This is a genomic window from Nakamurella sp. PAMC28650 (assembly GCF_014303395.1).
Classification (GTDB): domain Bacteria; phylum Actinomycetota; class Actinomycetes; order Mycobacteriales; family Nakamurellaceae; genus Nakamurella.
The window spans coordinates 2815346-2829058 of the sequence record NZ_CP060298.1; the positions used below are offsets into that span (position 1 = coordinate 2815346).

11 protein-coding genes are annotated in these 13713 nt (G+C 68.3%); 9 read left to right on the plus strand and 2 right to left on the minus strand.

Going from position 1 to position 13713, the window contains the following annotated elements:
• Positions 1-7: 7 nt before the first annotated feature.
• Positions 8-1414, plus strand: a complete 1407-nt coding sequence (murC, locus tag H7F38_RS12780; RefSeq protein ID WP_187094676.1) for a UDP-N-acetylmuramate--L-alanine ligase — start codon at positions 8-10, stop codon at positions 1412-1414.
• On the plus strand, positions 1411-2157 hold the full coding sequence (locus tag H7F38_RS12785) for a cell division protein FtsQ/DivIB (protein ID WP_187090248.1): 747 nt from the start codon (positions 1411-1413) through the stop codon (positions 2155-2157). Before murC ends, H7F38_RS12785 begins: the two co-directional genes overlap by 4 nt.
• A 9-nt stretch (positions 2158-2166) precedes the next feature.
• Here the strand turns inward: H7F38_RS12785 and H7F38_RS12790 are convergent, their stop codons facing one another.
• A complete protein-coding gene (locus H7F38_RS12790) occupies positions 2167-2922 on the minus strand; it encodes a sulfite exporter TauE/SafE family protein (RefSeq protein ID WP_187090249.1) in 756 nt (251 codons plus the stop codon).
• A 245-nt stretch (positions 2923-3167) separates the two neighbouring features.
• On the opposite strand from H7F38_RS12790, the gene ftsZ reads away from it, so the two are divergent.
• From ftsZ to H7F38_RS12825, 7 genes are all read left to right on the plus strand, one after another.
• Positions 3168-4355: a cell division protein FtsZ gene (ftsZ, locus tag H7F38_RS12795; protein ID WP_187090250.1), complete on the plus strand. Its 1188-nt coding sequence runs from the start codon at positions 3168-3170 to the stop codon at positions 4353-4355.
• A gap of 17 nt (positions 4356-4372) precedes the next feature.
• Positions 4373-5101: a peptidoglycan editing factor PgeF gene (gene pgeF, locus H7F38_RS12800; protein WP_187090251.1), complete on the plus strand. Its 729-nt coding sequence runs from the start codon at positions 4373-4375 to the stop codon at positions 5099-5101.
• 268 nt (positions 5102-5369) lie between these two features.
• Positions 5370-6071 carry a cell division protein SepF gene (locus tag H7F38_RS12805; protein WP_187090252.1) on the plus strand — a complete coding sequence of 234 codons (702 nt, stop codon included), beginning with the start codon at positions 5370-5372 and terminating at the stop codon, positions 6069-6071.
• A gap of 48 nt (positions 6072-6119) precedes the next feature.
• Complete coding sequence (locus H7F38_RS12810; RefSeq protein WP_187090253.1) at positions 6120-6419, plus strand: YggT family protein; 300 nt, start codon at positions 6120-6122, stop codon at positions 6417-6419.
• A 52-nt stretch (positions 6420-6471) separates the two neighbouring features.
• Positions 6472-7323 carry a DivIVA domain-containing protein gene (locus tag H7F38_RS12815; RefSeq protein ID WP_187090254.1) on the plus strand — a complete coding sequence of 284 codons (852 nt, stop codon included), beginning with the start codon at positions 6472-6474 and terminating at the stop codon, positions 7321-7323.
• Between the two features lie 296 nt (positions 7324-7619).
• Positions 7620-10823, plus strand: coding sequence for an isoleucine--tRNA ligase (gene ileS / locus H7F38_RS12820; RefSeq protein WP_187090255.1), 3204 nt, complete (start codon positions 7620-7622; stop codon positions 10821-10823).
• Between the two features lie 291 nt (positions 10824-11114).
• Entirely contained in the window at positions 11115-12062 is a 948-nt protein-coding gene (locus H7F38_RS12825) for a phosphodiesterase (RefSeq protein ID WP_187090256.1), read from the plus strand.
• Here the strand turns inward: H7F38_RS12825 and H7F38_RS26280 are convergent.
• On the minus strand, positions 11984-13672 hold the full coding sequence (locus H7F38_RS26280) for a stealth family protein (protein ID WP_187090257.1): 1689 nt from the start codon (positions 13670-13672) through the stop codon (positions 11984-11986). The genes H7F38_RS12825 and H7F38_RS26280 overlap by 79 nt on opposite strands.
• Positions 13673-13713: the final 41 nt, after the last annotated feature.

The following is a 13713-nucleotide window of genomic DNA, read 5'->3' on the forward strand; positions in this document are numbered from 1 at the left end:
CGTCCACATGGTGGGCATCGGCGGTGCCGGGATGAGTGCGATCGCCAGGATCCTGGCCGACCGCGGCCTCGCGGTGTCCGGCTCCGACGCCAAGGGTTCGCACGTGTTGACCGGCCTCGGTCAGCGGGGTGTGCTGACCGCGGTCGGCCACACCGCGGGAAACCTCGATCTGCTGCCGGCCGGACCGACGGTGGTGGTGGTCTCGTCGGCCATCCGCGACACCAATCCCGAGGTGGCCGAGGCCCACCGGCGCGGCATCCCGGTCATCCAGCGCGCGGTGGCCCTGGCCGCCCTGATGACCGGCCACCGCAGCGTCTGCGTCGCCGGCACCCATGGCAAGACCTCGACCACCTCCATGTTGACGGTCGCGTTGCAGTCGGCCGGCCTCGACCCGTCGTTCGCCATCGGCGGGGAACTCAACGAATCCGGATCCGGTGCCCACCAGGGCTCGGGCGACATCTTCGTCGCAGAGGCGGACGAGTCCGACGGATCCTTCCTGGCCTTCGCCCCGCACGGCGCGATCATCACCAACCTCGAACCGGACCACCTCGACCACCACGGAACCGCGGAGGCCTACGCGGCGGTGTTCTCGGCGTTCGTCGACCGGATCACCGCCGGGGGTTTCCTGGTCCTGTGCATCGACGACCGGGGCGTCCGGAACCTGCTCGCCGAGATCTCCGGAACGCCGGGATCGCCGAGGATCATCACCTACGGGTTCGCTGCCGGCGCCGACCTGCGGATCACCGATCATCGGCCGGCCGGTCACGGCGGCACCGCGGTCCTGCAGGTGGCCGGCGACTCCGACGTCCGGCTGCGGCTGTCGGTCCCCGGAGCGCACATGCTGTCCAACGCGGCGGCGGCACTGGCCGCCGGCATCGCGCTCGGTGTGCCGGCCGAGACCATGGCAGCGGGACTGGCCGGGTACACCGGCGTCAGGCGCAGGTTCGAGTACAAGGGCCGCGCCGCCGGCGTCTCGGTGTACGACGACTACGCGCACCATCCGACGGAGGTGGCCGCCCAGCTGCTGGCCGCGCGATCGGTGCTCGCCGCGATGGACGAGGCCGCAGGCCCCGGCGGCCCCGGCCGACTGGTGGTGATCTTCCAGCCCCACCTGTACTCCCGGACGGTGACCTTCGCGACGGAGTTCGCCGGTGCGCTGTCGGCGGCCGACGTGGTGGTGGTGCTGGAGATCTACGGCGCCAGGGAGGATCCGGTGCCGGGGGTGACCGCCGAACTGATCACCCGGCAGATACCGGCGGCCCGGGGTCGTCAGGTGCTCTACCTGCCGTCGCTCGCCGCGGTGCCGGCCGCCGTCGGCGACCTGACGGCGCCCGGCGACCTGGTGATCACGATGGGAGCCGGTGACGTGACGATGCTCGGACCGCAACTGCTGGACTACCTGGAGCATCGGTGAGCACCACCCGCACGCCGGTGCGCCCGGTCGACCGCAGCCTCACGACGAGACCTGCGCGGCGGCAGTGGCCCTGGTTCCTGGCCCTGTTCCTGGTGATCGCCCTCGTCGGTGGGGGTGCCTACGTCCTCTACCGCACTCCGGTGCTGGGCCTGCAGCAGCTCGAGGTCTCGGCCGCGGCCGGCGATCTGAGCGGGGACGTCAGCGATGCGGTCAGGGCGGCCGCTGACATCCCCGAGGGGACACCGCTGATCACCGTCGACCTGGACTCCTTGCGGCGACGGGTGCTCACGGTCCCGCAGATCGCCACCGCGGAGGTCTCGCGCCACTGGCCCAACGCGGTGGTGATCACCGTGACCCAGCGCCGGCCGATGGCCGTCACCATGGCCAATGGTTCGCTGTACCTGTTGGACGACACCGGTTTCCCGTATCTGAAGGTGTCCAGGTCCCAGGTCCCGGACGGGTTGCTCACGATTGCGCTGGCCACCCCTGGCCGGGCCGATCCGTCGACCCTCGCCGCCCTTGCGGTGATCGAGGCGGTCAAGGCGCCGGTCAGAGCGGCCGTCACCTCGGTCAGTGCCCGGTCCGCCTACGACGTCGAACTGCAGTTGCGGGACGGTCGTTCGGTGATCTGGGGCAGCCCCGACGACGGCGCGAGGAAGATGCAGATCCTGCCGGCCGCGCTGAGCCGCCCTGGCCGGGTCTACGACGTGTCCGACCCCGAAATCGTGACCGTCAGCCCGTAGGAGGCCCACTCAGTCCAGGGCGAGTTTGACGGCGAGGGCGAATCCGGCGATCGCGATGGCCACGCGCATCAGCGTGGGCGGAACGCGGCGCACGATGCCGGGGCCCAGCCGGCCACCGACGATGCAGCCGATGCCCAGTGGGATCGCCGCGGCCCAGCGCACATCGGAGAACACCATGAATCCGACCGCCGCCACCGCATTCGCCACGCCGAGCAGCAGGTTCTTCAGCGCATTGGCCGACGGCAGTGGCTTGTCGGTGGCGAACAGCAGCATGGCCAGGATCATCACGCCGGCGGCGGCACCGAAATAGCCGCCGTACAGACAGGTGAAGAACAGCCCGACGGGCACCAGAAGCCCGCGGTGCGCGGTCGCCGGGCGTCCGGCCCTGATGGCGCGCAGTGCCGGACTGGCCAGCAGCAGCACCGACGCGGCGGCGACCAGGTAGGGGACGAGCCGGGAGAAGATCCCGGGCGGAGTGGTCAGCAACAGGGCGGCACCACATCCGCCGCCGAGAACGGAAAGACCGATCCAGCGCCGGATGTCGCGACCCTGGCCCCTCAACTCGACCCGCGAACCGGACACCGACCCGATCGAACTTCCGATCAGTGCCACGGTGTTGGTGACGTTGGCCGTCACCGGCGGCAGCCCGATGGCCAGAAGGGCCGGGTAGGAGACCAGCGACGCCAGACCGGCGGTCGAACCGGTGATCCCGGCTCCGACCCCGGCCAGCGCCAGCAACGCCGCCGTACCGGGTCCGATGCTCATGATGTCTTCGAGACTACGTTCAGGATTGAATGGCGAGACAATCGGCGCGCCTTGCGCGGCGCGGGCCGCCCGGACCTTACTTTCTTATCCAGAACCACTTGACATAACTATAACCATCTGGTTGAGGTTCAGAGTTTGGACGCCTCGCCCGGAGCCACCGCAGGCAGCAGTCGCACACAGCAGCAGACAGCAGTAGCAGACAGTCGAACCGAGAAATCGGACCAGCCAACAGGAAGGCAAAGGCGATGACGCCACCGCACAACTACCTCGCCGTGATCAAGGTCGTCGGCATCGGCGGCGGCGGCGTCAACGCGGTCAACCGGATGATCGAGGTCGGCCTCCGCGGGGTCGAGTTCATCGCGATCAACACCGACGCCCAGGCGTTGCTGATGAGCGATGCCGACGTCAAGCTGGACGTCGGCCGCGAGCTCACCAGGGGACTGGGCGCGGGCGCCAACCCGGACGTCGGACGGCAGGCCGCCGAGGACCACCGTGCGGAGATCGAGGAGGTCCTCAAGGGGGCCGACATGGTGTTCGTGACCGCCGGCGAGGGTGGCGGCACCGGTACCGGCGGAGCTCCCGTCGTCGCGTCGATCGCCCGCAATCTCGGTGCGCTGACCATCGGTGTCGTCACCCGCCCGTTCGCCTTCGAGGGCAAGCGCCGCGGCGGCCAGGCCGAATCCGGGATCCAGGATCTGCGCAACGAGTGCGACACGCTGATCGTCATCCCCAACGATCGGCTGCTCCAGCTCGGCGACCTCGGTGTCTCGCTGATGGACGCCTTCCGCTCTGCGGACGAGGTGTTGCTCAACGGTGTCCAGGGCATCACCGACCTGATCACCACCCCCGGCCTGATCAACGTCGACTTCGCGGACGTCAAGTCGGTGATGGCCGGGGCCGGAACGGCGCTGATGGGGATCGGTTCGGCCCGCGGCGAGGGCCGGGCGGTCCAGGCCGCCGGCAAGGCGATCAGCTCACCGTTGCTCGAGGCGTCCATGGACGGCGCCCACGGCGTGCTGTTGTCGATCGCGGGTGGCTCCGATCTCGGCCTGTTCGAGATCAACGAAGCAGCCTCGCTGGTCCAGGAGGCTGCGCACGAGGACGCGAACATCATCTTCGGGACGGTCATCGACGACTCCCTCGGCGACGAGGTGCGGGTGACCGTCATCGCGGCCGGCTTCGATTCGACACCGTCGATCGTGACCCCGGACCGACGCCCGGCCCGGAACATGGCCGATGCCACCGCCGGCGAGCTCCGTCCGCCGCCCCAGCCCTACCAGGGCGACGGTCAGCAGGCCCCGCAGGCGCCGTACGTCCCGCACACCCCCGCCGCGGCCCCGCCGGTCTCCGGCAGTGGTTACGGCGCCCCGCGTCAGGCCCGCCCCATCGATGACGACGACGACGTGGACGTGCCGCCCTTCATGAAGCGGTGAAGATCCCCCGTAGGCCGATGTACGACCCACCGGCTCCGGCCCCCACGTCGCTGTTCACCGGACGGCGTGGGCCGGCCGGCCCTGGCGAGTCCAAGCCTGGCTACGAGTCGTTCAATCTGGGGCTCAACGTCGGTGACGACCCGGTTGCGGTGGTAGCCAACCGGTCCGAGCTCGCCCGTCGGATCGGGTTGTCTCCCACGCACCTGGTCTTCATGGGCCAGGTGCACGGGACGACCGTCGTCCACGTCACCGGTCCCCGCCCGGACGCGGTCGCCGGGACCGACGCGATGGTCACCGCCACACCGGGTCTCGCGCTCGCGGTGCTGGTGGCCGACTGCGTACCCCTGCTCCTGCGCGACCCACGGGCGGGTGTGATCGGGGTGGCCCACGCCGGTCGGCGGGGAGCCGCCGCCGGCATCGTGCCGGTCGTGATCGATCGGATGATCGGGCTGGGTGCCGGGGTCGTCGACCTGGAAGTCGTTCTCGGACCGGCGATCTGCGGCCGGTGCTACGAGGTGCCGGAGGCGATGCGCGACGAGGTGGACGCGCAGTTGCCCGGTTCCGCGTGCGTCACCTCCGACGGCACCGCCGGGCTGGACCTGCGCGCGGGTCTGATCCGTCAACTGCGCGGGCTCGGCGTCGGGTCCGTCGTCGTCGACGAGCGGTGCACCCGGGAGGATCCGGACCTGTTCAGCCACCGGGGGTCCGCCCCGACGGGCCGATTCGCGGGCGTCATCCGGCGCTGAGGGTCACCCCGTCCCGCGCTCATCAACTTCGCCGGCGCTCATCAAATCGTCCACTCCTGTCACACGCATCCCAGAACGTCCATCTTCGTGAGCGCGGACGATGTTGATCAGCGCGGGCACGGGAGTTGATCAGCGCGGGCGCGGGAGTTGACGGTTTACGGCCGCGGTGACGGTGTGTCGCACCGCGTGGGGTGGCCGTGAGGCCGATAACCTCGTGCCTAGCAGGAGTTCCGGTACACACCGTGCCGGCCGAGGAAGGAACGGACCAATGGGATCGTGGCGCAAGGTCGGGGCTTTCCTCGGACTCAATCCGGGCGAGAGCCATCAGTACGACGCAGACGGGCACGAGGGTGCCGGCTACGAAGGCAGCCAGTACGACGAGGCCTATGACGCTCCCCGGGAGCGGGCCTCGTACGCGGGTCACCCGTACTCGCGCGATGGCGATGCGGGCGGGCTGAAGGCCTATCCCGAGGGCGGCTACACCGATCGGAAGACGGGTCCGCGTCTGGCGGAGCAGTCCGACGGCTACCGCGTCGACGAGGTGGGCGCGAGCGCCACTCCCGGCGGGCACTCGACGCGTGCCGGCGGATCGACCCGCCGCGGATTCGGCAGCGAACCGGTCACCCAGGGGGCTCTTGCCATGAAAGCCGATCAGCGTCGCGACGCCGACAGCAGCACCGCGTCCCGTCCCGCCAGCGTCAAGCTGACCGGATTCGGCGAGGCGCGCATCGTCGGGGAGAAGTACCGCGACGGCCAGTCAGTGATCTTGGACATGACGGGAATGTCCGATGCGGACGCCCGCAGGCTCGTCGACTTTTCCGCCGGACTGGCATTCTCGCTGCGTGGATCCATCGAGAAGGTGGCCCCGAAGGTGTTCATGTTGCTCCCCGCCGAGGCCGACATCGCGGGCGGATCGGCGACCGCACTGGAGGATGCACGGGCCTACGTCGGTGGGTACGCCGGTCGCTGACGTGGGTGGCGGTCAGGTTCGTCCCCGAAATCAGGTAGTAGTAGAGGGGTGAACATCGTCTGGCAGGTCGCCTACCTGTTGCTCTGGATCTTCCGGTTGCTCCTGATCGGCCGGATCGTGATCGAGATCGTCAGGGTGTTCGCGAAAACCTGGCGGCCGATCGGACGACCGGCCGCCTCCATGGAGATCCTCTATGCGAGCACCGACCCTCCGGTCAAACTGTTTCGCCGGGTGATCCCGATGGTGCGTCTCGGCGGGGTAGGGTTCGACCTCAGCATTTATGTTCTGTTCATCATCATCTTGATCCTGATGGCCGTGACGCAGAGCCTGGCCTACGCCAGCGCCTGAGAACCGGTCGTCGTCATCGTCATCGTTGACATCGCCACGCAAGGAGTTAGCAATGCGGCTCACGCCAGCCGACGTCCACAACGTCGCCTTCAAGAAGCCCTCGATCGGTAAGCGGGGGTACGACGAGGACGAGGTCGACGCCTTCCTGGACCTGGTCGAAGCGGAGCTCAGTCGCCTCATCGAGGAGAACAACGAGCTGACCCAGCGGTTGTCCGCGGCCCAGGCCAGCGGATTTGCTGCCGGTGCACCGGTCGAGCAGGCTCCGCAGCAGCAGCCGGGGGCGGTCCAGCAGTACGTCGACCAGGCGCCCGCCGATGGTCAGCACGAGCACGAGGCGCCGGAAGCCCAGCCGGAGCCGGTATCGATCGAGAAGACCCCCGAGATCGCCGCGCCGGTCGTCGCGGCTGCTGTGGCGGAGGCCGGTCCGGCCGCTCACCACGTACAGGCCGCCAAACTGCTGGGCCTGGCCCAGGAGACTGCGGAACGCCTCACCGGGGACGCAGCGGCCGAGGCCGAAGCCACCCGGAGTGCCGCGAAGGCGGAGTCCGAGAAGCTGGTCGGGGACGCTCAGAGCGAGGCGAACCGCCTGGTGTCCGAGGCGCAGAACAAGTCGGACGGCATGGTGAACGAAGCCACCGCCAAGGCCGAGGCACTGGAGCGGGACAGCCGGATCCGCGCCGATGCCATGGACCGCGAGGCACAGGGCAAGTACTCCCAGGTGATGAGCCAGCTCACCGAGCAGCGCACCACCCTGGAGAAGAAGATCGACGACCTGCGGGTGTACGAGCGCGAGTACCGCAGCCGCCTGAAGAGCTGGATCACCGATCAGCTGTCGCAGTTGGACGAGAGCGGCGCTCCGGTCAACGACAACAGCGACCAGCACGTCACCCAGGGTGCCGAGTAACATCTGCTGTCGAACGTGTAGTCGGCGTCGACCCGGCCATCACCGGCGAGCCATTCGGAAGAACGACGTAGCAGGTCCCCGGCTTCGGCCGGGGGCTTTGCTCGTTCATTAGAACCGAACGGGACCTGGCCCGTCACAGCCGGGAGTGCTCTGGCCGCTCTACGAGCGGGCGGCGCACGACGAGTGGTCCCGGGTTCTCCGGGGCAAGCGGGGTGGTACCGCGGTCCGGCTCTCCTGACGGGAGCCTGGGTCGTCCCTGTGGCCTGATGCCGGCTGTGGACGAGAGGTACCCCGAGATGAACGACCGCACCGCCTACCCGCTCGCCGGCTCCGGCGAGGTCACCGCCCGGCCCGACTTCCCGGTCGCCGAGAGCGCAACGTTGGCGTACTGGAAGTCGGACGACACCTTCCAGGCGTCCATCGACCAGCGCGATGGCGGCGAGAACGGCTCCAACGAGTTCGTCTTCTACGACGGCCCCCCGTTCGCCAACGGCCTTCCGCACTACGGCCACCTGCTGACCGGGTACGTCAAGGACGTCGTCCCGCGCTACAAGACCATGCGCGGGCAGAAGGTCGAGCGTCGATTCGGCTGGGACACCCACGGTCTGCCGGCCGAGCTGGAGGCCGAGCGGCAGCTGGGCATCAAGGGCCGCGGCGAGATCCTCGGGATGGGCATCGAGAAGTTCAACGACGCCTGTCGGGAGTCGGTGATGCGCTACGCCAACGAGTGGCAGGACTACGTCACCAAGCAGGCTCGCTGGGTCGACTTCGACAACGACTACAAGACTCTCGACCCGTCGTACATGGAGAGCGTCCTGTGGGCCTTCAAGACGCTCTACGACAAGGGCTACGTCTACGAGGGGCAGCGGGTGCTGCCGTACTGCTGGGTCGACGAGACGCCGCTGTCCAACCACGAGCTCAAGATGGACGACGACGTCTACCAGCAGCGTCAGGACCCGTCGGTGACGATCTGGGTGCAGCTGTCCACGGGCGAGCGGCTGATGGCCTGGACCACCACTCCGTGGACGCTGCCCAGCAACCTGGCGATGGCGGTCGGGCCGGACCTGGACTACGTCGTCGTCGAGTCCGCCTCCGAGGGTCGGCCCGCGGAGCGGTACATCCTGGCCGAAGCGCGGCTGGCCTCCTACGCCCGCGAGCTCGGCGAGGACATCGCCGACCACGTGGTCGACCGGCTCAAGGGCAGCGAGCTCGTCGGGCGGACCTACGAGCCGCTGTTCGGCTTCCTGACGGACGTCGCGGTGTTCGGCACCGAGGCGGCCTTCCGGGTGATCCCGGCCGACCACGTCACCACCGAGGACGGCACCGGCGTCGTGCACATGGCCCCCGCCTACGGCGAGGAGGACCAGATCGCCTGCGAGGCCGCCGGAATCCCGACGATCCTGACGGTCGACGACCGGGCCCGCTTCCTCCCGATCGTCCCGCCGTACGCGGGCATGCAGGTCTTCGACGCCAACCCGTTCGTCATCGACGACCTGAAGCGCAGCGGGCACCTGGTCCGGCGGGAGACCTACGAGCACAGCTATCCGCACTGCTGGCGCTGCCGGAACCCACTGATCTACAAGGCGGTCTCGTCCTGGTTCGTCGAGGTGACCAAGTTCCGTGACCGGATGGTCGAGCTCAACCAGCAGATCACCTGGGTCCCTGAGCACATCAAGGACGGCCAGTTCGGCAAGTGGCTGGCCAACGCCCGCGACTGGTCGATCAGCCGGAACCGCTTCTGGGGCAGTCCGATCCCGGTCTGGAAGTCCGACGATCCGCTGTACCCGCGGGTCGACGTCTACGGCTCGATCGCCGAGCTGGAGGCCGACTTCGGCACCACCGTCACGGATCTGCACCGGCCCTACATCGATGACCTGACGCGCCCGAACCCGGACGACCCGACGGGCCGTTCCACCATGCGCCGGGTCACCGACGTGCTCGACGTCTGGTTCGACTCCGGCTCGATGCCCTACGCGCAGGTGCACTACCCGTTCGAGAACAAGGAGTGGTTCGAGGGCGGACATTTCCCCGGTGACTTCATCGTCGAGTACATCGGCCAGACGCGCGGCTGGTTCTACCTGATGCACGTGCTGGCGACGGCACTGTTCGACCGGCCGGCGTTCTCCACCTGCATCAGCCACGGCATCGTGCTCGGCGACGACGGACGGAAGATGTCCAAGTCCCTGCGCAACTACCCGGACGTCAACGAGGTCTTCGCGCGCGACGGTTCAGACGCCATGCGCTGGTTCCTGATGGCCTCGCCGATCCTGCGGGGCGGCAACCTGATCGTCTCCGAGGCGGGCATCCGCGAAGGGGTCCGGCAGGCCGTCCTGCCGCTGTGGAACGCTTACTACTTCCTGACGCTCTACGCCGGTGCCGCCGGAAAGGTCGGCCGGATCCGCACGGATTCGGAGGACGTGCTCGATCGGTATGTCTTGGCGAAGACTTCGACACTGGTCGACGAGATCACCGCCCAGATGGACGTCTACGACATCGCGGGTGCCTGCGCCTCGGTGCGCAACTTCCTCGAGGTGCTGACCAACTGGTACGTCCGGCGGTCCCGTCAGCGCTTCTGGGACGGTGACGACGACGCGATCGACACCCTGCACACGGTGCTGGAGGTGGTCTGTCGGGTGGCAGCATCGCTGCTGCCCCTGACGACCGAGCAGATCTGGCGCGGCCTGACGGGAGGGCGGTCGGTGCATCTGACCGATTGGCCCAGCCTGACCGGTCCGGGTGCGCTGCCGGCAGATCCGGAACTGGTGGCGGCGATGGACGAGGCCCGTGAGATCGCCTCGGTCGCGCTGTCGCTGCGCAAGGGCGCGAAGTTGCGGGTCCGCCAGCCGCTGGCCGCCCTGACCGTCGCTTCCGGCGCCTCGGATCGACTGCAGCAGTTCGGCTCTCTGCTCGCGGAGGAGGTCAACGTGCGGTCGGTGTCGATCACCCCGATCGGCGATGGCGGTGACGACATCAGGGTCGAACGCAAGCTGGCCGTCAACGCCCGCGCTGCCGGGCCACGGCTGGGCAAGCAGGTGCAGCAGGTGATCGGAGCCGCCAAGAAGGGTGACTGGTCGGTCGACGCGGACGGCGCAGTGGTCGTCGGCGGGGTCGCCCTGGTCGAGGGCGAGTACACCCTGGACCTGGTGGCCTCTGGCAGCGGGACCGATGTGATCGGGATGCTCCGATCCGGTGGTTTCGTCTCGCTGGACACCGTGCTGGACGTCGAGCTCATCGAGCAGGGCTGGGTGAACGACCTTCTCCGCCTGGTGCAGCAGGCCCGCAAGGACGCCGGATTCCAGGTATCCGACCGGATCAGCCTCGCTCTGGCCGTTCCGGACGATCTCTGGGCCGCCGTCGACGTCCGCCGGGAGCAGGTGGCCGCCGAGACTCTCGCCACCGCGATCGGCCGGGTGCCGCACATCGAATCGGAGCGGGCGGTCACCGGGGAGGTGGGTGACGGCATCAAGGTGGTGCTGGCTGTCGCTCTGGCGGCGGACTGACCGACCACGGTGTGGGGAAACGGCTCGACGGCTGCGGTGACGGGGCTGCGGGCCGACCCGGGAACTATGCAACCACGCCGGGTGACACGCCTGTACCTCCCGCGGGTGCCTGGCCCGACGGGAGCAGGGAAGGCCTGGTCACGGCGATTTCGTCGCCAACTCGCCGTGTGACGTTCGCCCAATCCACACCCGGATCTGTTCCGATGGAGAGCCGGACAAGTGCACGATTGTTCGGACACCTGCGCACAACGATGTGCGCACGCGAGCGGGACTGACGAACGAGGTTGAGCAATGGTCGAGAATGCGACTCCGGCTGTGGCGGTCCAGTCGGTGGCGGTCCAATATCCGCGACCCGGGCATTTCTTGCTGCACGTCAGCGACACCCATTTCGTCGGGGACGGCCTGCTCTACGGTGCCGTCGACGTCGAGGGCCACCTGACGGAATTGCTGGGCCGGTTCGAGGCGAGCCATTCCAGGCCCGAGGCGATTGTCATCACCGGCGACATGGCCGACAACGGCGATCCGGCCGCCTATCGCCGCCTGCGAGGCATCGTGGAGCCGGTCGCCCTGCGGCTCGGCGCCCAGGTAATCTGGGTGATGGGCAACCACGACAGCCGCGCCGCCGTCCGCGTGTGCCTGCTCGACGAGGAGCCCTCCAACGATCCGATCGATCAGGTGCACTGGCTCGGGGGTCTGCGGGTGATCGCGCTCGACACCTCCGTGCCCGGGCGTCACCACGGCGAGGTGAGCGAGGCGCAGCTCGCCTGGCTGGCGGCCGAACTGGCCACCGGGGCGCCCGAGGGCACGATCCTGGCGATGCATCATCCGCCGGTCCCCAGCGTGCTGGATCTGGCCGTACTGGTGGAACTACAGGATCAGCAGCGGCTGGCCGCGGTATTGGCCGGTAGCGATGTCCGGACCATCCTGGCCGGTCATCTTCACTACTCGACCACGGCGATGTTCGCCGGCATCAACGTCTCGGTGGCCTCGGCGAGCTGCTACACGCAGGACCTGGCCGTCTCCGGGGGTGCGATGCGCAGCCGGGACGGCGCCCAGGCCATCAACCTGGTGCACGTCTTCGACCACACCGTGATGCACTCGGTGGCACCGATGGGCAGCTTTCCGGTGTTGTCCGCGGTATCGGCCGACCAGGCGACGGCTCAGCTGGAGAGGGCCGGGATCGTGCTCGCCCCGGTGTCGATCGCTGCCTTCTCCCAGGGCGCCGGAACCGCGAAGTAGCGGTCGAGGAACAGCCTGACCGCGGCGGCCCGTTCGTCGGCGGGAACCTCGGGGAAACTGCCGTCATTGAGGCAGAAGCAGTCGAAAGACCGCTGCCGCAGTAGCTTGTCGAGACTGCGCAGTCCTGCGCCGGTCGTGGTGTCGATGTATTCGGCGATCGCCGTCTCGTTGCGCACCGCGCGCCCGGTGAGCAGTGCGTAGTAGTGGTAGAGCGAATTCGTCACCGATATGTTGGTGCTCGCCCGGAAGGTGCTGGCCATCGTCGACCGGAATTCCTCGGGGAATTCCAGCTCCATCTCCCGCATCACCGATTTGCGCAGCGGCGCTGCCGCATGTTCCAGATGCCGGGTGGTCAGCTTGCCGAATCGCTGTTGCAGCAGCTGACGATTCACCCGTGCCGCATTCTCGAAACCGCTTCGTTCCGGGTTGTTGTCCCCGAGGCCGATGCGATTGGGTCCCTCGAGGAATTTGGTGAGCCCGCCCGAGGTGAAGAAGAGCTCCGGTCGGACCGGCCGGCCGAAGAACATGTCGTCGTTCGAGTAGAGGAAATGCTCGCTCAGGCCAGGGATGTGGTGGAGCTGGCTCTCCACCGCCATCGAGTTGTGCGTCGGCAGCACCGAGGGGTCGGAGAAGAATTCCTCGCTCCTGACGACCTTCACCTTCGGGTGCTCGTCGAGCCACTGGGGGCACGCCGAGTCGGTGACGATGAAGATGGTCCGGATCCAGGGCGCGAACAGGTGGACCGATCGCAGGGCGTACTTGAGTTCGTCCAGCTGACGGAAGCGTGCCTCGTTGTCGTCGCCCTCGCCGACCACGTAGCTGGACATCCGCTTGGCTCGCGCCTTCTGCCACTCGAGGGAGCCGGCATCGACCCAGGAGAAGACGATGTCGATGTCGAAGGTGATGTCGTCGCTGAAGTCGGCGAACATGTGCTCGAAGGTCGGCCAGACCCGCCCGTATCGTTCGACCGTGGTTCTGACCAGGGTCTCGTGGATCCATTCGCGCCTGGTCAGCCGGTTCTCGGTGGGCGGCTTGGAACGACCGTGCCGGAAGCTCCACAGCTCGAGCTGGACGCCCGTGTCCGACCCGAACCGCAGCCCACCGCGCAGTTCGATCCGCGGCCGGAACAGCCGGAAGACCCTGGCCTTGGGATTCTCCGAAAGAGTGCCGCCGGCCACGAGCACGGCTGCGCCCTTCCGGTGGCCGATGGGCTTGGAGTACAGCGGCTCGCGGTTCGACTCGGCCTGCAGGGCCAGCGCCAGCCGGTGGCGTTCGCGCCTGTCGACGGCCAGCACCGGGCGGTCGTCGGACCCGCGCACCAGCAGGTACGCGATGTCGGCCCGATCCAGCGCGTCACTGACGAACAGCAGGTCGGCGATCATCGCCTCGCTCGGGGTGAGGGTGGAGTTCACCAGTGAGAACCGTCCGTCGACGAGCACGACGTCCTCTCTGGCCAGCAACTGCGGCCAGGCGTCGACGTGGGCGTGCGGTCGGTTCAGGTCAGCGGTGATCAGAACTCCCGGGGTGTCGTACTTCGCGGTCGGTTCGGCGGGGGCGAGCTTTACCTCATCATGACCTGTCCATGTTTCGGCTGGTACCAAATCAGACATGGGTGCTCTCGACCACCCGTTGCGTCCTGCAAAGTGACGGC